This window comes from Providencia sp. (genome assembly GCF_003533305.1).
In the GTDB taxonomy this organism is placed as follows: Bacteria; Pseudomonadota; Gammaproteobacteria; order Enterobacterales; family Enterobacteriaceae; genus Providencia.
Map to the genome: position 1 here is coordinate 257,512 of NZ_DOEH01000009.1, position 18,917 is coordinate 276,428.

At 36.8% G+C, this 18,917-nt stretch carries 18 protein-coding genes; 13 read left to right on the forward strand and 5 right to left on the reverse strand.

What is annotated here, in order from left to right:
• The first annotated feature begins 81 nt into the window (after window positions 1-81).
• Genes DD649_RS03875 through DD649_RS03885 form a run of 3 tightly spaced genes read left to right on the forward strand, consistent with a single transcriptional unit; the run spans window position 82 to window position 5,857 of the window.
• Complete coding sequence (locus DD649_RS03875; RefSeq protein ID WP_336429149.1) at window positions 82-2,631, forward strand: DUF5682 family protein; 2,550 nt, start codon at window positions 82-84, stop codon at window positions 2,629-2,631.
• Window positions 2,628-3,791, forward strand: coding sequence for a VWA domain-containing protein (locus DD649_RS03880; protein ID WP_336429151.1), 1,164 nt, complete (start codon window positions 2,628-2,630; stop codon window positions 3,789-3,791). Before DD649_RS03875 ends, DD649_RS03880 begins: the two co-directional genes overlap by 4 nt.
• On the forward strand, window positions 3,788-5,857 hold the full coding sequence (locus tag DD649_RS03885; RefSeq protein ID WP_336429154.1) for an SWIM zinc finger family protein: 2,070 nt from the start codon (window positions 3,788-3,790) through the stop codon (window positions 5,855-5,857). The genes DD649_RS03880 and DD649_RS03885 overlap by 4 nt, the downstream gene beginning before the upstream one ends.
• 45 nt (window positions 5,858-5,902) lie before the next feature.
• Here DD649_RS03885 and DD649_RS03890 read toward each other — a convergent pair whose 3' ends face one another.
• A complete protein-coding gene (locus DD649_RS03890) occupies window positions 5,903-6,388 on the reverse strand; it encodes a MarR family transcriptional regulator (protein ID WP_294103803.1) in 486 nt (161 codons plus the stop codon).
• Between the two features lie 84 nt (window positions 6,389-6,472).
• Between DD649_RS03890 and DD649_RS03895 the strand changes: the two genes are divergently transcribed.
• The 4 genes from DD649_RS03895 (at window position 6,473) to DD649_RS03910 (ending at window position 9,981) form a co-directional block, all read left to right on the forward strand.
• On the forward strand, window positions 6,473-7,363 hold the full coding sequence (locus DD649_RS03895) for an EamA family transporter (protein ID WP_294103805.1): 891 nt from the start codon (window positions 6,473-6,475) through the stop codon (window positions 7,361-7,363).
• Window positions 7,364-7,474: 111 nt separating this feature from the next.
• Complete coding sequence (locus DD649_RS03900) at window positions 7,475-8,062, forward strand: YiiX family permuted papain-like enzyme (RefSeq protein WP_294103907.1); 588 nt, start codon at window positions 7,475-7,477, stop codon at window positions 8,060-8,062.
• Between the two features lie 100 nt (window positions 8,063-8,162).
• Window positions 8,163-8,795 (forward strand): DNA oxidative demethylase AlkB, encoded by a 633-nt coding sequence (gene alkB / locus DD649_RS03905; RefSeq protein ID WP_294103807.1) that lies wholly within the window; start codon window positions 8,163-8,165, stop codon window positions 8,793-8,795.
• Window positions 8,796-8,955: 160 nt separating this feature from the next.
• Window positions 8,956-9,981 (forward strand): aminotransferase class I/II-fold pyridoxal phosphate-dependent enzyme, encoded by a 1,026-nt coding sequence (locus tag DD649_RS03910; protein WP_294103809.1) that lies wholly within the window; start codon window positions 8,956-8,958, stop codon window positions 9,979-9,981.
• Window positions 9,982-10,043: 62 nt separating this feature from the next.
• Here DD649_RS03910 and DD649_RS03915 read toward each other — a convergent pair whose 3' ends face one another.
• A complete protein-coding gene (locus tag DD649_RS03915) occupies window positions 10,044-10,637 on the reverse strand; it encodes a TetR/AcrR family transcriptional regulator (RefSeq protein ID WP_336429157.1) in 594 nt (197 codons plus the stop codon).
• 111 nt (window positions 10,638-10,748) lie between these two features.
• Here DD649_RS03915 and DD649_RS03920 point away from each other — a divergent pair, with 111 nt between their 5' ends.
• The 5 genes from DD649_RS03920 (at window position 10,749) to DD649_RS03940 (ending at window position 14,825) form a co-directional block, all read left to right on the forward strand.
• Window positions 10,749-11,960, forward strand: a complete 1,212-nt coding sequence (locus DD649_RS03920; protein ID WP_294103818.1) for an MFS transporter — start codon at window positions 10,749-10,751, stop codon at window positions 11,958-11,960.
• Between the two features lie 115 nt (window positions 11,961-12,075).
• Window positions 12,076-12,567, forward strand: a complete 492-nt coding sequence (locus tag DD649_RS03925; protein ID WP_294103820.1) for a GNAT family N-acetyltransferase — start codon at window positions 12,076-12,078, stop codon at window positions 12,565-12,567.
• 176 nt (window positions 12,568-12,743) lie between these two features.
• Window positions 12,744-13,496: a DUF4184 family protein gene (locus DD649_RS03930; RefSeq protein ID WP_294103821.1), complete on the forward strand. Its 753-nt coding sequence runs from the start codon at window positions 12,744-12,746 to the stop codon at window positions 13,494-13,496.
• Window positions 13,497-13,601: 105 nt separating this feature from the next.
• The gene (locus DD649_RS03935; RefSeq protein ID WP_294103823.1) at window positions 13,602-14,063 is read left to right on the forward strand and encodes a YaiI/YqxD family protein; all 462 of its coding nucleotides are present in this window, start codon (window positions 13,602-13,604) and stop codon (window positions 14,061-14,063) included.
• Between the two features lie 117 nt (window positions 14,064-14,180).
• The gene (locus tag DD649_RS03940; protein WP_294103825.1) at window positions 14,181-14,825 is read left to right on the forward strand and encodes a LysE family transporter; all 645 of its coding nucleotides are present in this window, start codon (window positions 14,181-14,183) and stop codon (window positions 14,823-14,825) included.
• 366 nt (window positions 14,826-15,191) lie between these two features.
• Here DD649_RS03940 and DD649_RS03945 read toward each other — a convergent pair whose 3' ends face one another.
• Both DD649_RS03945 and mnmH read right to left on the reverse strand, forming a co-directional pair.
• Window positions 15,192-16,319 carry an ElyC/SanA/YdcF family protein gene (locus DD649_RS03945; RefSeq protein ID WP_294103826.1) on the reverse strand — a complete coding sequence of 376 codons (1,128 nt, stop codon included), beginning with the start codon at window positions 16,317-16,319 and terminating at the stop codon, window positions 15,192-15,194.
• A gap of 344 nt (window positions 16,320-16,663) precedes the next feature.
• On the reverse strand, window positions 16,664-17,752 hold the full coding sequence (mnmH, locus tag DD649_RS03950) for a tRNA 2-selenouridine(34) synthase MnmH (protein ID WP_294103827.1): 1,089 nt from the start codon (window positions 17,750-17,752) through the stop codon (window positions 16,664-16,666).
• A 258-nt stretch (window positions 17,753-18,010) separates the two neighbouring features.
• Here mnmH and DD649_RS03955 point away from each other — a divergent pair, with 258 nt between their 5' ends.
• Window positions 18,011-18,274 (forward strand): DUF3811 domain-containing protein, encoded by a 264-nt coding sequence (locus tag DD649_RS03955; protein ID WP_294103829.1) that lies wholly within the window; start codon window positions 18,011-18,013, stop codon window positions 18,272-18,274.
• 164 nt (window positions 18,275-18,438) lie between these two features.
• Here the strand turns inward: DD649_RS03955 and DD649_RS03960 are convergent, their stop codons facing one another.
• Window positions 18,439-18,717: a VF530 family protein gene (locus DD649_RS03960; RefSeq protein ID WP_294103831.1), complete on the reverse strand. Its 279-nt coding sequence runs from the start codon at window positions 18,715-18,717 to the stop codon at window positions 18,439-18,441.
• Window positions 18,718-18,917: the final 200 nt, after the last annotated feature.

Genomic DNA, 18,917 nt, shown 5'->3' on the forward strand with positions numbered 1-18,917 from the left:
AAATAAGTATTCGTTTTTGAATCACGCCATCAATGAGTAGGAAATATTTCTTACTCATTTTTTAGATTAGGGAATATTACGGTGAGTTTGCCATCCATATTTTTACCTGAACGTCTTAAAAGTGCACTTGAACAGTGGCAAGCACTTAGTTCTCATCAGCTTTATTTTGCACCTATTCGCCATCATAGCCCTGCATGTTCTTATAGTGTGTTATCCCTAATTGAACAAGTTAAACCCGATTATGTTTTAATCGAAGGACCCGACAGTTTTAATTCGCTCATTTCTGGCTTATTGAATGAAGAAACTAAACCACCGGTTGCGATTATGGCACAAACAGAAATTAAAAATGAGCAAGATGAACACAATAAAAGTGACCCTGTCACACGATCAGCTTATTTTCCGTTTTGTGAGTATTCACCGGAATGGCAAGCGTTACAGGTAGGTCATCAACATAATGCTAAATTAAGGTTTATTGATTTACCTTGGACCGGGCAAGTCAATGTAGATGAAAGTACAGAAAATCAAAGTTTACAAAAAGAACGCTACTTAGCTCATAGTCTGTTTATTACACAACTTGCTAAGAAATGTGGTTGCCGTGATCATGATGAACTTTGGGAACACTTATTTGAATTACGTACAATTGAATCTTTAACTCATTGGCAATCATTTTTTCACGATAGTTTTATTTGGTGTGCATTAGCGCGTCTAGATTATGAGCCTGAAGTGCTTGAATCTGAAGGTTCAACTCAGCGCGAAATACATATGCAATCACACATTCAAGCAATCAAAACACAAGAGCCTAATGCAAAAATTGTGATTGTTACGGGTGGTTTTCATACCTTAGCCTTAATCGAAGGGCTAGCGAATAAGTTGACTGAGAATTTTGAATTATCATCAATCGAACAGAAAAAATTTTCTCAAAAACAGCAATTAGGTGAAAAAGATAAAGCTTGGCTTATTCGTTATAGTTATGACCGGTTAGATGCTTTAAATGGCTATGCTTCTGGGATGCCATCACCGGCATTTTATCAATGTGTTTGGGAAAGCTTGCTACAGCAACGAGCCGATCAACTTAATAATAAAATTATTCCAACTCTTAATTATCGTAACCAATTAGGTATTCATTATTTATCGAAAGTTGCAGGAATATTAAGAGTCAAACAATTTGATGCTGCTCCTGGCTTTTTATCAGTCAAATTAGCGGCTGAACAGAGTTTTCGTTTAGCCATCTTTCGGGGCCATACGGGGCCAGGACGCTATGATTTGCTCGATGGATTACAAAGTGCCTTTATCAAAGGCAGCTTAGATGAAAGCCAAAATGAATTGTGGCATGAAATACAAACCTGTTTTTCTGGGTTTATCTTGGGGCAGATCCCCAAAGGAACCATAACGCCGCCGTTAGTTGCTGAAGCCTATGAAATAGCAAAATCCTTTCGTTTTAAACTTGAGGATACCTTAAGTAAAGTTAGCCGGTTAGATGTATACCGTAATCGCCAGCACCGTATGCGTAGCCGCTTTTTACATTTGCTCGCTTTTTTGGATATTCATTTCGCTAAACATATCACTGGACCTAATTTTCTTTCTGGTAACCAAATGGATTTGTTGTTTGAGGAATGGCGGTATGCATGGACACCTAATGTAGAAGGCGAGTTAATAGCTTTATCTGAAAAAGGCACCCAGCTTAAAGCGATTGCTCTGAATCGATTACTTGAGATGGAAAAAAACCTTGAAGAGCAAGGTATAAGCCGCTCAAGCCAGAATGTTGTGGTTTTATTAATGCAAGCGGCCTTAATGGGATTGCATCAACGAATTCCAACATTATTTATGCTTCTTGACCGTTATATTCAGCAAGATGCTAAATTTGAGTCACTGATTACTTGTGGTCATAAATTAGTACACTTATGGCGAGGTCGTAGTTTCTTTGATATTGATGAAGATCTTGTTATAGAACAACGATTAGATAAAGTTCTTAAACAAAGTTTTTATTGTTTTGACCAATTATCACAAGGGGATGAACAACAACAAGAGTCGTATTTTAATGCTCTGCTTTCATGCCGAGAGCTAGTTACTTTCATGCCTGAAATTAATCCTAAAAGTGATTATTCCTCTGATTTTTACCATCAGTTAGCACGCTTAGATGGAAAGCTAAATCATGCACCATTACTCAAAGGTGCCGTTGATGCATTACGATTTTTAGGTGGGAAAATTGATGATTCAGTGCTCACAACATCAATTCAACGTACTTTTAGCGCCGGTAGCGATCCCGAAATTGCGATTGGTTACTTTATTGGCGTTATGCGTGCTGCGCCTGAATTAGTTATACGTATACCTTTGTTGGTGGAATTATTAAACCAATTATTGAGCGAATGGGACGATGAACGGTTTATTCAAGTCTTGCCTGATTTACGATTTGCATTTAGCCAATTAACACCAAAACAAAATGCTCAGATGGCACAATGTATTGCGCAAAATTTATCAATTAAAACACAAGATTTAACGCTTCATCAAACTGAGTTCAGTGAAAAAAATATGCTACAAGCTATTCAACTAGAAAAAAAAATACAGCAACAGTTGGTTGAGCAAGGTCTACGAGGTTGGTTTGATAATGCAATGGAGGGCAAATCATCATGAGTCAAAAAAAGACTGAGAACGAAGCGTTAACGGAAGAACAAATTCAATTAGCTAAGCGTTGGCGTCTAATTTTAGGACAATATGCAGACAATGCGTTAGGGCAAGCGACACTCAATGCGAATGAACTAAAAATTGAACGCTCACTTGATTTTTTATATCGACGTGAATATCAACGACGTGGATTACGCCAGGAAAGTGGACGTCATGGCTCATTAGATGCATCTCAATTAACGGCTGTAAATTGGTTAAATCAAGCGCGAAAATTATTTCCTAATAATACTTTTGAGCGAATGCAATCACAGGCTTTAGAGCGTTATGAAATCAGTAGCCTATTAAAAGATCCTCAAGCTCTCAATGCGATGGAACCCACTAAAGTGCTAGCTAAATCGTTACTAAGCTTACGGGGAAAGATGAGTGAAGAAACTCGCGATGCAGTTAAAAATATTATTCGAAAAGTTGTCGATGATATTTTAAGCCAGATGAAAAATCAGTTTAGGCAGGCATTAACGGGTCGTCGCAATCGTTTTAGTCGTTCATTTATTCCTAATAGTCGAAATTTTGATTGGCGAGCAACTATTGCTGCTAATTTAAAAAACTATGATCAACAAAACCAACGTTTAGTAATTAAAACACCTCATTTTAATTCAAGACAGCAGCAACATTTACCCTGGGATGTCATTCTGTGTGTTGACCAAAGTGGTTCGATGGCAAGTTCAATTATGTATGCGGCTGTTTGTGCCAGTATTTTAGCTGCATTGCCAACGGTGAGAGTTTCACTCGTCATTTTCGATACTCAGGTTGTTGATTTAAGTCATTTAGCGAATGATCCCGTTGAAGTTTTAATGACAGTGCAACTTGGGGGCGGCACGGATATCGCTAAAGCCATGCAATATTGTGAAAGCTTGATCCGTAATCCAAAACGAACCGTTATTTCTTTAATTAGTGATTTTGAAGAAGGAGGGGCATTGAATAACTTGCTCAATTGCACCCAGCGACTTCATAGCCAACAAGTCAAGCTACTTGGGCTTGCTGCTCTCGATGACGAGGCATTACCCGTTTACGACACTGAAATTGCACAAAAACTCGCAGATAGAGGAATGCATGTAGCAGCGTTGACACCAGAACACTTTGCTCAATGGCTTGCGGAGGTGATGCAATGAGTTGGAAAACAGTTTATTTCCACTATGACGACGATGCACTTGCGGTATTTGCTAACGTCGGGTTACTTCGACGTGCTCGCAAAGATATTGGAAATGAGAAAGTGATACCAATCGATTTAACTAATGGCAGCTTTAATAGTGATGGTCAGCAAGTTAAATTGGATGAGCAGGGAGTGCAACAGGCGACTTGTGATTGTACTGCTTCTGGTTGCTGCAAACATATATTAGCGGCAATACTGTGGTTGCAAGCTAATATAAGCGACGATATATCTGCCTTAAATAAACCCCTTCAAGATAATCACGCACAAATACCGGTAGAGCCAGTGCCTTTACTACATGAACTGCTAGCGTTAGAGACGGGGTCTTTAGTTAAGCAAAATTCTAAAGCAGATTGTCGATTAGCCATTCGGTTATTACAAGCTTGGGACAACATTGAATTACGTACTGATGACCAATGTACGCAATTTAAGATTTTTTTACCTGATTACGAAGAGCCGATTATCTATCTTCGCGGTAATGGTTTTCAAGGAATGTTGTCATCATTACCAGAAAGGCAAAAAAAAGCGCTACATTTGGCCGCTATGGCTAAGTTGTTTACTCAACAAAACCAGCAATGGTTGTGGCCAGATGATTTGGTTGTTGCAACAGAGACTAAGCAAACATTAAATAATGATGATAAAGCGGTTATTGAATCAATACAGATCTTTATTCAAAATATGCTGCGTCAAGGCTTATCCCATATTAGTCAAAGTAGTGCAGCTCAATTACAGTTATTAAATATGTCCGCTCGCGCGGAAGGATTGCCTAGACTAGGGAATTATTTAAAACGATTAAGTAGCCAAGTTAAGTTATTAGCGAATAAACATTTTACGATGGATGAAGGGCAAGTATTGCGTCTGATTGCACGAATCTCGGCCTATTTATATCAATTACTTCATGCAAACGAAGACCAACTTATTTTATTGCGCGGGCGAGTCAGGCAGCAATATGAAGGTAAAAATACAACGCTAAATTTAATGCCTATTGACGCTCAATGGTGGCAAACTCAAAGTGGAGCAATTGGGGCAACTTTCAGTTTTTGGGATACCAAAGATAAGAAAGTTATTCAAACTACTCAAGCAAGGGCCAATAGACTGGATGCTAATTTTAATCGTACCAATGTTTGGCAAACGTTAGCTATCTGGAAACAAACTGCTGATAATCTTATGCGAAATTCATTTGAATTACATGAACCTAGGTTATCAGATGAAGGCAAACTGGCAGCCAGTGGAGAGAGTTACGCACTTAATCATTCAAATAAGTTTATTGCAATAGCCGATTACCAACAGCTTCAAACGGAATATGGCTTTAGCGAGTGGCCTAACGCCGTCGAATATCTCTCTAACTTACAAGAGGATAATATCTATGAACCTGTATTACTTCATATTGATAGTTATGAGCAACTCTATTGGAATGAAACTGAGCAATGTATTTTATGGGCAATATCAGATAAGAATCACAATACCGCCTTTTTGCGTTTAAATTGGCAAGGTAATGAAAGCAATAAAATTGAAGAATTGCGTTTTATTACTAAACAAAAACTTCCTATAGCTGCGATAGCAGTACAAATTGTTTATCATCAACAAGAAATCCAGTTAGTACCAAAAACTTTATGGTTTAAAAAAGAAAAAGGGGTCGAGTTATTTTATTTAGACTTTGAGTTTATTCCTCGAAAAAAGAAGCCCTCGAATTTTATTAATCATATTTTAGAGTATATGGCGAAAAAACAACACACGAGCGCTAATTTTATCCCTGTTCCAACCTTAACTCAGCAACTGACAAGGCCTATTTTTTCAGTGATTGAAACTCAAGCTTGTACAGGCAGACAGCAATTATCGCAAAGTCAAAAAAATGAATTAATTTATGTTGTAGGAACACTACGAGAGCTTGGTATGGAGTGGTTTGCCAAACAAGTTGAGTGTTTTGCTAACTCTTTGGATCAAGAGTCAGAAGCGCTTTTAAAGTTAGTCTACTTATGTGAACAATTTGAGCGTTCGCAAATGCCACTACCATTTGATATACATTGATGATTTTTATAAGTGGATGACGTTAATATGTGTCATCCACAAATTCTAAGATTCAAATGACGCTAAAAATAAGCGTAAAATTTGGTCGAGAGATTGTTGTTGCGCTTCAGGAAGACTGGAAATAAGACGTGTTTGATTTTGTGTGTGAGCCTCTATCGCCTTATTAATTAAGGTTAACCCTTCAGGCGTTAAAGTAACTAAAAAACCTCTCCCATCTTCAGGGTTCACATATCGTTTAACATATCCGACTTTTTCTAACTGATCGATACGATTTGTCATCGTTCCAGATGTAACCATTAACGTGGTGAGCATATCGCTTGGGCTTAAGGTAAAAGGGGAGCCGGCTCGACGCAAAGTAGCAAGCACATCAAAACTTGAACGATTAAGACCAAATTGCGCAAATACTTTTTCCATTTCGCGAGCTAAGTGGTGCGCTACATTCCCTAAACGACCAATGAGCCCCATAGCACTAGTATCGAGGTCTGGACGCTCGCGTTCCCACTGTTGAGTGATTTTATCTATTCTATCCATAGACAAATAATAGTTTGAATTTATCTTGACGTCAAGGTAAGTTAAAACTATCTTGATATCAAGATAAATTAGTGGGTGTTTTATATGAACGATATTAAAAATAGATATGTAATTTTATTATTAACTGCATTGGCTCCTATCGTTTGGGGAAGCACCTATTTGGTGACAACCGAAATGCTACCGAAGGGAATGCCTTTAATGCTGGCTGTATTACGTGCATTGCCAGCCGGATTATTATTACTATTATTTATACGAAAGTTACCACAAGGCATTTGGTGGGGACGTGTAGTGATGCTTGGGATTTTAAATTTCTCACTTTTTTGGTGGTTATTATTTATTGCAGCTTATCGCTTGCCTGGTGGGGTTGCGGCTACAGTAGGGGCAATTCAACCATTAATTGTATTGTTCCTTAGTCGATGGTTATTAAATAGTCAGTTGTCTTTTTTATCTATATTGGCTTCTTTTAGTGGAATTATTGGAGTGGCTATTTTATTACTGACACCTAATGCAATGCTTGATATGACTGGAATAATTGCTGGGTTTTTAGGCGCATTTTCGATGGCCGCTGGAACTGTGCTGAGTCGTCGCTGGCAGCCGCCAGTTAATGCTATAACATTTACTTCTTGGCAACTAACTGCTGGTGGATTGGTATTGTTACCTTTTGCATTATATTTTGAACCTGCATTACCACCGTTAACATTGATTAATTTTATAGGTTTAAGTTATTTAACTATTATTGGTGGAGCTTTAACTTATGCTCTTTGGTTTAGAGGTCTAGCTATATTAGGACCAAGCTCAGTTGCTTCGTTGGGGTTTTTAAGTCCAGTCAGTGCTGTATTATTGGGATGGATAGTATTAGATCAGCAATTAAGTATGTGGCAATTCATCGGAATGCTGGTGATATTAGCCAGTGTATGGGTAAGCCAGCAATCAGAGAGAAAGCTAGCTTTAAATCAATATAAAGAATCGATATAACTGCATTGATAACTATCATATTTATCTCAATGTCTTATTAATAGAAATAAGGCATTATATAATTATGTATTTACGCAGTTTTTCAAGTGGATGATAATTATGTCGTTGTTTCTGAAGTTTCATATTTTAATGCCTATTTTATTTGCTTCGTTATGTTATGGATATGAACCTGAGCAAGGAGATATTATTTTCCAAACGTCAAAATCAACACAGAGTTTAGCTATCCAAAAAGCAACAAATTCACCATACAGCCATATGGGAATTATATTATTTAATAACGGTAAACCTTATGTTTACGAAGCATCTAATGTGGTTAAATTTACTTCATTACATATCTGGATTAACCAAGGTGTCGCCAATAAGTATGTTGTTAAAAGAGTAAAGAATAGACTAAGTGATTCGCAAAAAGATAAATTATATCAACAGGCTATGTTATATAAATCTAAACCTTATGATTTAGCTTTTTCTTGGTCTAATGATAAAATGTATTGTTCTGAATTGGTCTGGAAAATTTACTACCATGGTATTGATGTAAAAGTTGGTAAGCTAGAGAAACTGAAAGATTTTGATTTAAGTTCAAAAGCAGTTAAAGCTAAGCTTGCGGAACGTTATGGATCGAAAATACCTTATAATGAGACTGTAATTTCACCTCAAGAGATGTTTGAATCACCATTATTGGTATTGGTAGATGAAAAATAGCCATAAAAGTAAGAAGATATATTTTTACATTATACCTAAATGGTCTATTTATTGAAAAATCATTGATCAAAAATCACCTTAATACTGCGAAATTGAAATCATGCTATTTTCTGACGAAGAGAACAATATTGTAATTGCTGAAGATGCTTATTTGTTAAAAGGATTTCTTTTAGGACAAGGGGAACCGTTATTATTAGCATTAAGCAATGTTATCTTGCAGGCTCCACTTCGTCATATGGTGACGCCTGGTGGTTATAACATGTCAGTTGCAATGACTAATTGCGGGGACTGGGGATGGGTGACAGACGAAACCGGCTATCGTTATTCTTTACGTGACCCTGTCACAAATAATCCATGGCCCGTTATGCCTGAAATATTTAAAAAACTGGCTATCGATGCAGCAAAAAGCGTGGGATTCAATCACTTTGAACCAGACGCATGTCTTATCAATCAATACAGTGTAGGTTCTAAATTATCTCTACACCAAGATAAAGACGAAGTTGATTTTTCACACCCCATTGTGTCTTTTTCGTTCGGATTACCTGCAATGTTTGATTTTGGTGGTATAAAGAGAGAAATGCCGAAAATAGCTATCTTACTCGAACATGGTGATGTATTAGTCTGGGGTGGCCGCTCGCGCTTAAATTTTCATGGGGTACGAAGTATAAAAGCAGGCGAGCATCCTTTATTAGGACCTTTTCGTTTTAATATAACCTTTCGATGTTCTCATTAGGTCACTGCTTAAGCTTAATTATATGGTTAGCTATAATAAGTTAACTATATAATTTTTATATCATTCATAATTTAAAATAGTATTGAATAATTAATTAGATACGCATATAACTATGACATCTTTGAATGAGAAACCAACAAAGTAACGATAGGTAGATTCCATGTATAGTTTTTTAAATGATTATAACGAAATAGCACATCCTGCAGTAATGAAAGAGTTGAATGGCTTGGTTGGGCAGCGTTATGAAGGTTATGGCACAGATAAACTTTGCGCGAGTGTTGCGAAACAAATCAAAGAACGAATTGGAAGAGCAGACGCAGATATTCATTTTTTTAATGGCGGAACGATCACCAATTTAACGGTGATTTCACATGTACTAAGGCCTCATCAAGCTGCGATTTCTGTGGATTCAGGACATATCTCAACTCATGAAACGGGGGCTATTGAAGCGACGGGCCATAAAGTCATTACTGTACAGTCTGAGTCAGGAAAACTTACCCCACAACATATTCAAAAAGTGTTGAGCGAGAACGGGGATGAACATACGGTTCAAGCTAAATTAGTCTATATTAGTAATTCAACAGAGATTGGTACGGTTTATCGTAAAAGTGAAATAGTTGCTTTACGTGAAATTTGTGATGCTAATGGTTTATTCCTATTTATGGATGGCGCTCGTTTAGCATCCGGTTTGATGTCCAAATATAGTGACTTAACTATTGAGGATATTGCACAACTTACTGATATTTTTTATATCGGTGGAACTAAAATAGGTGCTTTTACTGGTGAAGTTTTAGTTATTGCTAATAGTGCGTTGAAATCTGATTTTCGCTTTAGCCTTAAACAAAAGGGCGGTTTACAGGCAAAAGGCTGGTTGCTTGCTGCACAATTCAAAGCTTTATTTGAAGATGATTTATACTTTAAATTAGGTCAACATGTGAATGATATGGCTTCACAGATTGCTATTTTCTTTAAAGATAATGGATTTGAATTTTTAGCACCAACAGAATCAAATCAAGTATTTGTGATCTTACCTAATGAATTAGCAAAAAAATTATTATCAAAATACGCATTAAATAAAATATGTGAACCAGAATCAGGTAAAACTTGTGTTCGTTTTTGTACGTCATGGTCAACTCGCCAACAAGATGTAGACGATTTTATTTCTTCATTTAAGTTATTGCGCTAATGATACTAAGAGTGAGCTTAGTATCGATTTGAGTTCACTCTCTTTTAAATTTGTCTTTCACATCAATCCATAGGTTTAGCGATTAATAGTCCGCTTAGTAAGATATTCACAGTTTCAATACTTTGGTTAAGTCTACGATCACTATTTCCCTCAGCTATCCAGCAAGCTGCCTCTGACAATCCCCCATTAATGAGTAACGATAGCGCTCGAGGATTAACGTCAGCAATGTATTTTTGGTCAATAAGTTGGGTAATAATTTTTTCGACTTGTTCAATACAACGAAGATTAGATTTTGCCAGTGTTTCACCAAGTACGGCTTTGGCATCACGTAATACAATTCTTTGATATTCAGGCTCTAATGCCATTTCCAGATAGGCGTAACAGCGTTGACAAAAACTTGCCCATATATCAAGTGAACCATGGGTAATCGCATATAATCTATCATTCATTTCAGTATCAATTTGTTCCACAACCGCAGCTAATAAGCCTTTTTTATCGCCAAAATGATGATAAAGAGCGCCTCTAGTTAGATCAGCACTTGCGGTTAAGTCATCCATTGAGGTTTCTGCGTAACCAAAACGGCAGAAATAATCACGTGCGGTTGATAATAGAACAGCTCGTGTTTCTTCCATTTGTGCTTGAGTTCTTCTTGCCATGAAACCTCTTACATACGTTATGTATAATTGTTTACATTCATCTCGTATCAATATATCATTTTTATACATACACTGCGTATATAAAGTTTAGTATTAACTATGGAGATATTAATGATAAGCCGTTACCAAGAAATTTTTCGAGCACCGGGAAGTAACCACTTTGTTATTGCTGGCTTTTTAGCGCGCTTAGCATTACCTATGATGGGAATTGGCATTATTACAATGTTATCTCAATTAAGAGGAAGCTATACATTAGCAGGAGCAGTAGCTGCAACTTTTGTCTTAACTTATGCCTTATTATCTCCAGCAATATCTCGTTTAGTGGATAGGCATGGACAATTTTATATATTACCTCGAGTCACTATTATTAGCGCTGTAGGTATCAGTATTATATTAATGGCAACATGGTTTGAATTATCAAACTTATGGTTATTTATAGGTGCCTTTGGGGCAGGTTTTATGCCAAGCATGTCAGCAATGGTGAGGGCAAGATGGACTGCTATTTATAAAGGTCAGCCTATTTTACAAACAGCCTATTCGTTAGAAACCGTTTTTGATGATGTGACATTTATTACAGGGCCGCCTTTATCTGTTGGTATAACAGTCGCGTTATTTCCTCAAGCAGGGTTACTTGTTGCTATGGTTTTACTTATCATTGGGGTAGGACTTTTGGTATTTCAACGTAGTACTGAACCCAGTATCTTAAAATATGTTGGCATGGAGTCAGATAATAAGTCGATTTTACGGATAACCGGCTTACAACTATTAATTGGGCTAATGATCTCTCTAGGCATTATTGTTGGGTCAGTGGATATTCTCAGTGTTACATTAGCGGAACAGCAAAATCAACCCGCTGCAGCTAGCCTCGTATTATCTGCTTATGCAGTCGGCTCTTGCTTTATGGGACTTATTTTTGGTGCGCTCACGTTATCGACGCCATTGCCTCGCTTATTATTTATAAGCGGATTATTAACGCTATTATCTATCGTCCCGTTACTATGGGTTGATAGTATTATCTCTTTATCCATCGTTGTTTTTATTTCAGGATTATTTTTTGCACCAACCATGATTATTGCGATGTCATTAGTCGAAAATATTATACCTGCAAATAGATTAACTGAGGGTATGACCTGGTTACTTGCTGGTTTAAATATTGGTGTTGCGATAGGCGCAGTTTTATCAGGGAAAGTGGTTGATACTTTTGCCATAGACTACGGTTATTATGTTGCTATTGGAGGAGGAGTATTGGTATTAGTTGCCTCCACGTTTAGTTATTTTCAATTAACTTGTCATTATCATTCTGTGTCTAATCTAGGTGAATAAGATTTAAATTGAATTTAAAAGACATCAGTACAGCTAAAGTGCAGTTAATTACCTCATAACCTAAGGCAAAAATGTTAGTATATCGCCATATTAATTTAGTGAATGAGGTAACCAGATGCACTCCCCAGTATTTAGACACGCAACATTAAACGATGCTGAGCATTGTTATGCGATTGAAGTAGGATCTTATGAAGGTGACGAAGCGGCAACGCTTGAAAAAATAACGACACGTATTCACCAGTATCCTGAAGGTTTCCTGTGTATGGAAATAGATGATGAAGTTATTGGCTTTATTAACGCAGGCTGCGCATGGGATGTGGTGATGTCTGATGAAGAGTTTAAAGAACTTATTGGTCATGACCCCAAAGCACCTAATGTAGTGATTATGTCGGTGGTCATTCATCCTAAATACCAAGGAAAAGGGTATTCATCATTGTTAATGAAAGAATTTATTTCATTGATGCAAAAAGATGATAAACAAACGATTCATCTCATGTGCAAAGAACAACATGTCGACCTTTATAAACATTTTGGCTATGAATATGTCAGACCTTCAGCCTCTGACCACGGCGGCATGGTATGGCATGAAATGGTAATGAAGTTTTAATTATTAGTTCAACAGTCTTTCAGGAAAAAGTACATTAGTTCGGGTTTTCTAATTAAATTCGTCGTGTACTTTTGCTGCTTTTACGATTTCTCGTATATCTTTATTCTTTCTTCGTCTGCAAACTGTTTATTAATAACTAAGTCGTTTTTGAGAATTAACTCTATTGAGAACTAACTATGCCTTGGACTTTCTCCCATCCTGCGATTGTTTTCCCATTAAAGCACTCTAGGTGGGGACAGTTTTTGAATTTACCCGCTCTAATTTTAGGTAGCTTAAGTCCAGATTTACTCTATTCGTTCGGGTTATATCGTTTTGCGAGTACAGCTCACCATGTCGTTGGTTGGTTTTATACTGCATTTCCATTGTGTATTTTTATATATGTTATGGTTTATTTACTTATTGAGCCGTTAAAGCAAATCATTCCGTTTCCTATGCAAAAGAATAAGTTATGGAATAGACGCTATTTTTCTATCTTAATTGTATCTTTATTTCTCGGAGCTATGACTCACATTATTTGGGATTCTTTTACCCATGAATCTGGCGCTGTTGTGAGAAATTTTTCACTATTGCAATTTAATTTTATTCATATGAGCGATAAACAAGAGATTGCGATTTATAAGCTACTTCAGCATATGGGGTCACTGCTAGGATTGATTTATCTTTGTTTTAAATATTATCAGTATCATAAAACGCAGCCAAATGTCACCCAGAAAGAAAACGCTATCAAACTTAAAAACTTATCCTATATTGCCGTAATTTCGGGGGGATTAGCGCTACCAGTGGCTTATCATTTGACACCAAAGGTAACAAGTTTCCATTTTAATCGATTTGTTTATCTTGAACTGACTTTAACCGTACCTTTTTTCTTTGGGTTAGTCGTGATATTGGCACTTTTAAAACATAATCAATTACTCGGTCGTTACCATTAGGGAAATTATCTAAAAAATATTTTAAGACTAAGGTAACGGCAAACTGTCAATGCACAATCATGTTATCATAACGGTAGATAGCATTAATAAACATGGAATAATAATATGTTGATATGGGTAGATGCGGATGCATGTCCTAAAGTAATTAAAGAAGTTTTATATCGCGCCGCAGACAGAGAAAAAGTGCAAATTACTTTGGTAGCAAACCAGAGGCTCACGGTTCCACCTTCACCGTTTATTCGAACATTACAAGTCCCAGCAGGTTTTGATGTTGCAGACAATGAAATTGTTCTACGCGCTCAAGCAGGGGATTTAATTATCACCGCAGATATTCCGCTTGCTGCTGAAGTCATGGAAAAAGGGGCTATAGCACTTAATCCGCGAGGAGAACGTTATAGCGAAGCCACAATTAAAGAGCGACTCACTATCCGTGATTTTATGGATACGATGCGAGCAAGTGGTGTTCAGACGGGCGGCCCTGCAACGTTAAATCAACGCGATCGTCAGCAATTTGCCAACGAGTTAGATAAATGGTTATTGCATAGAAAAAAAACATTAAAAGCTTAGTGTTACTAGGTTCCAAAAAATTTTAATTTTGTGCAGTAAATGTGTATTTGCAAATAGAGTTACAGATAATTTCATGCTTATAATGGTCTTCAAATAAATTTGATGAAGAAAAAAATCATGGATCCAATACACAGTATTATCGTGACTCTTTTTTTATTTATTCTCACTTTTTTTAACCCAGGCGCTAATTTATTTATTGTTGTACAAACAACATTAAGCTCAGGTAAAAAGGCTGGTTTAACATGTGGTTACGGCGTTGTGTTAGGCAACGCTATATACTCTGGTCTCGGATTGTTTGGCTTAGTCACTTTAATGTCAGAGTTTGGCTATTTATTTTCTTTAATTAAAATTTTAGGTGGTTTATACCTTCTTTATTATGCTATTAGTGTGTTTAAAAATAGGACGCAACTTAATTTATCTACACAAAATTCGTTAGAATCTTTTCCCGTAGTCACGTATTTTCGTCGAGGGCTCATTTCTGACCTTTCGAACCCTCAAACTATTTTGTTTTTTATTAGTATCTTCTCAACCACCATTACCCCAACGACACCACTTTGGACCAAAATTATTATTTGGTTAGGGATTGTTATTGCTTCTTTAGTGTGGCGTATTATTTTATGTCAGACATTTTCATTGTCATCAGTTAGGCGAACATATTCTCGTATTCATAAGGTAGTTGGAAAAATTGTTGGTTTCATTCTTGGGGGGCTAGCAACGCGATTAATTTACCAAGGGATATCTGAGTTAGTTTTCAGAAAATAGATTTTAATATTAAGTAGTTTGACGTTTAAGTTCTATCTGTTTGAGTATACTTATCTCGATGTCTAGTTCACTACTTTAATAGGGATAAATAGCGGTAATATCCATTTTTTCTTGCTGTGTTGTGATGTGAAAATTCTGATAGTACCAATTGTAGTCGCTATAATGGTCCATAGAAATAGCCCATTAGTAGGGGCGGTGATATTTTAATTATGCCATCCTAGGTTTAAATAGAACGCACTGATAATGCTATTTATTTTCTTATTAAACCTAAATGAAGAAAGCACTTCACTATCAACTGATAAAGAAGTGCTTTAGCGGTATCGAATATAAGATTTTTATATTAAAACAGCACCTTTAATTCTGGTTTTAACGTTCTTCAAGCGGATAGCTACGGAAACTCCATAAACCTAAAGCTTTCAGACCATCGCGGTAAATTCCTTGAATATCTTTTTGGCTAACCTTTTGTAATTCAGCCAGTGGTTTATCTAAAGCAACAATGCCATAGAATTGAATATCACGTGGACCAGTTTCCCAGCTCGCTAAAGTAAAAATAGCATCCGCTCGGCGAATATGGCTGCCAGAGCTAATAAGTACCGTATTTTTTATGCGGTGCTTAGCCAAAGCATATCGACTATAAAGTGCATTTTCTACTGTTGTGCGAGCATAGTTATCTTGATAAATACGTTTTCCATCGATACCATTTTTTAATAACCAATCCGCCATAAGTTTTCCTTCAGTTTTATTATTCTGAGGCACACCACCCGTGACTAATATAATTGAATCAGGGAGTTCTTTAGCGATTTGTAACGTTTTTTCTAATCGTTTTATTAAAATGTCATGCATGCTTCCGTCTGGATTAAGCGCATACCCTAATGTCACAATGGCTGTGTTATCACCGCTTTCACGTAGTTGTTTTTGCAATTCAGGAGAAAGATTATCGGTAATTGGCATTGTAGTAACGCGATCGATAACTTTATAAAACTCAGCTAACTCCAACGCTTTATTTGGATTTAATTCATTTAATTTTTTTAGATAACTTTCACTATCTTGAGTTTTACCGGCAAATCGGGACCAAGCTGATAGATAAATTAGCGCATCAATATCATCAGGAGCAACGTCAAGAATATCACGGTAAATAGTCAGTGCTTTTTCAACATCATTATTGTAGATATATGCACTTGCAGCACTGAAGAGTAGATCTACGCGATAAGGTTCAAGCTTATGAGCTTGTAACAGTTTTTGTGCCACAATTTCAAGGTTAGATGGTAGCTTTCCGGTAAAACCAGCATCAGAAACTCGTGATGGATTTTTGAATGCTTGTAGTGCTTCATTCACCAGTAAATCAACTGTTTGGCGCTGAGTAACATAATCCGTATAATTTGCTTGCGGTGCAATAACTGTGGGCGCTGCGATACCTTGAAATGAAAGTGCTAAGCCAACAGCAAGTGCTGCGATTGTTTTCACCTGAAAGCGATTCGTAAAAGGTTTATACATGGTTATTTTCCTTTTAAAATTAAGTTTCTTTTTATATGTGCTTGCAAAACAATATGATAGTAACAAAGGTTTTATTGAATTAGGAAAGTAACAGTGAGAAATCAAATACAGATCTCATTAATTCTTATCGAAAAATAAGATAGGATACTTCGATAAAGGAAAGTACCTACTGAAATCATAGGTAAACGCAGTTTACCCTTACAATTTCATTGTAAGGGTTTTGATAAAGAATTCTTTGAATGGTAGGTTAACTAGTAAGAAAATAAGTCATGACGTTTGAAGATCTGTCTCTGCTTGCATTGATCCATTGACCGTTAATTAGATCAAAATAGATACTTTATACATTAGCAGCTAATGAGCCACTGCATAACTTCTTCATAAGTGCCCTTGAATACGATTCGGTCTTCTTTTTTACTCAATTGGTAGCGATACATCGGGTCATAATATTCAATAAGTAAAGGGCATAACCATGCAAAATGAGCTTCCGTATTACCATTTGTTTTTTGTTCTGCGAGGGCGTTATCTAGCAAATTAGTTAATTCGACGGCTCGTTGTGACCCCAAACGCTTACGGATCGCTGATAATCCGTGGTGGAGATATTCACTATAAGCAGCCCATCCTTTTTCATCACCATAGGTGATTAAAAAATCATGAGTCATTCGGTCAAAATATTCTTCTTTTAATCGTTCAATTCGACGTTCAAAAGGATCTTCAACAACAGCAATAGTCGCTTTTTCCATTTGAATGCGTAAAGGATCGGGAATGCTATTGGCTCCGATAGCGCGACCTTCATCTTCTAATATCCAGTGAGTTTGTTGGTCTGCTTTTTTAAGCATTGCAATCGCAAGATGATTTTCGAAAGTGGCTTGGCGAAACTGTTCTTCTAGCGTACGGCCAAAAGAAGAACCACGATGCCGAGCAATACCTTCGAGATTAATACCATTAGCTAGGTCTCGAACAAGTGTTGTTTTTCCACTGCCAGTACATCCACCAATTAACGTAATCGGGCGCTGTGATAAATTATTTATCGCATCAATTGTTGTTTGGCGTAAGGCTTTATAGCCACCAATAATGAGAGGGTAATCAATCCCAATGTCTTTCAACCATTGCTGAACAATATGCGAACGCATACCGCCTCTAGCACAACAAATATATCCTTGGGGAAAGCGATGGCACGCTTCACGCCATGCCGCTAGGCGGTTATCACGAATATCACCCTTAACCAATTGGTGACCGAGAGCCACCGCTTTTTCCGAACCATGCTGCTTATAGCAAGTTCCTACCGCAGCACGCTCTTCGTCATCCATCAACGGTAAGTTGTAAGCGGAAGGCATTGAACCTTGATAAAATTCAATTGGTGCTCGCACATCGATTAAAGGGGTGTCTAAGGTCAGGATTTGACGAATATTTTGAGGCGATGGGACTAATTCCATAATAAAGGCTGTGATATCAATTCAGATTGTAATGGGCTTTATTATACTCCGAATCCTATTTGATGGCACGCAGCGATGATAGTGGTTACCATTTTATTATGAAAAAATTTTATGTCTAACCTTATATTCTTCATAATTAAATGATAAAGAATTGAAAAATAAACCGAGTTTCATGTCAAATTTGTATTAAAAATTTCGTTAGTAATTTCAAAAGTGTTATATTGATTATAGACATCTCAACATGAGTAGGGTAATACAATGAAAATGCTAACGATTCAAGAAATGACCGAAGCTCAGAAGATGCAAGTTAAAACACGGCTGGGCCAGGAAAGGAAAAGACTAGGACGTGAATTAACAAACGCAGAAAACAATAAAGTTAAAGATCAAATAATCCTCGAAATCTCAACCGAAGTTGAAAAAGCCGCTAAAAAAGTTAGAGCTCAAAAGAAAAAAGATAAACTAGTTTCTAGTGATGAGACCTTTAGTTGGTCATCTAAAAATCATAGTCGAGGGTATCGTTAAAACAACCCGCTTAAAAGCCCTGAGAAGGGCTTTATAGTTTCCATGACCCACGCTGCAAGTAATATCAAACAAATTATCCGTAGTGATTTTATATAGATATTCATACCCGATAATAATTAACCGGCTCTCTAAACTAGGACTAAAATTTTCAGAAACATTGCTTTTTACTTTCTAGGTAAGCCCCAAGGGTCAAAATCATTTCCATTTGATTTATCAATAAGATCATCCTCAAGGGAATCGAGATAAAGTGCTTCGACTTCTGCGCGAGCCCATGGTGTACGGCGAAGAAACTTTAAACTTGATTTAACACTGGGGTCTTTTTTAAAACAATTAATATTGACCAATTTCCCCAGCTCACTCCAACCATATCTTGCCACTAAAGCATTGACCTGCATTTCAAGCGTTACGCCATGTAAAGGATCTTTATTTAAATGTTCGGTCATGGGTAGTCCTGTCTTCAGGTTATAAAATAATGGGATTTAGGCGGGAAGGTTACAAGAAAGAAAGATAAATGACAATGGAAGGTCAGATGCAAACGTATATTAATTATTTACGGTGTAAAACATCTTATGTGAAACTTCAATAATGAATTTAACATAACGACCATCGAGATTAAAAATGGTGCCTGCCATAGCACCGTATA

Coding starts and splice junctions, on each gene's coding strand:
- DD649_RS03910 (WP_294103809.1), top strand. CDS start 8,956: ATGTATAGTTTTTTAAATGATTATAACGAAATAGCACATCCTGCAGTA.
- DD649_RS03925 (WP_294103820.1), top strand. CDS start 12,076: ATGCACTCCCCAGTATTTAGACACGCAACATTAAACGATGCTGAGCAT.
- DD649_RS03935 (WP_294103823.1), top strand. CDS start 13,602: ATGTTGATATGGGTAGATGCGGATGCATGTCCTAAAGTAATTAAAGAA.
- DD649_RS03955 (WP_294103829.1), top strand. CDS start 18,011: ATGAAAATGCTAACGATTCAAGAAATGACCGAAGCTCAGAAGATGCAA.
- DD649_RS03880 (WP_336429151.1), top strand. CDS start 2,628: ATGAGTCAAAAAAAGACTGAGAACGAAGCGTTAACGGAAGAACAAATT.
- DD649_RS03890 (WP_294103803.1), bottom strand. CDS start 6,388: ATGGATAGAATAGATAAAATCACTCAACAGTGGGAACGCGAGCGTCCA.
- alkB (WP_294103807.1), top strand. CDS start 8,163: ATGCTATTTTCTGACGAAGAGAACAATATTGTAATTGCTGAAGATGCT.
- mnmH (WP_294103827.1), bottom strand. CDS start 17,752: ATGGAATTAGTCCCATCGCCTCAAAATATTCGTCAAATCCTGACCTTA.
- DD649_RS03960 (WP_294103831.1), bottom strand. CDS start 18,717: ATGACCGAACATTTAAATAAAGATCCTTTACATGGCGTAACGCTTGAA.
- DD649_RS03915 (WP_336429157.1), bottom strand. CDS start 10,637: ATGGCAAGAAGAACTCAAGCACAAATGGAAGAAACACGAGCTGTTCTA.
- DD649_RS03945 (WP_294103826.1), bottom strand. CDS start 16,319: ATGTATAAACCTTTTACGAATCGCTTTCAGGTGAAAACAATCGCAGCA.
- DD649_RS03930 (WP_294103821.1), top strand. CDS start 12,744: ATGCCTTGGACTTTCTCCCATCCTGCGATTGTTTTCCCATTAAAGCAC.
- DD649_RS03895 (WP_294103805.1), top strand. CDS start 6,473: ATGAACGATATTAAAAATAGATATGTAATTTTATTATTAACTGCATTG.
- DD649_RS03885 (WP_336429154.1), top strand. CDS start 3,788: ATGAGTTGGAAAACAGTTTATTTCCACTATGACGACGATGCACTTGCG.
- DD649_RS03940 (WP_294103825.1), top strand. CDS start 14,181: ATGGATCCAATACACAGTATTATCGTGACTCTTTTTTTATTTATTCTC.
- DD649_RS03920 (WP_294103818.1), top strand. CDS start 10,749: ATGATAAGCCGTTACCAAGAAATTTTTCGAGCACCGGGAAGTAACCAC.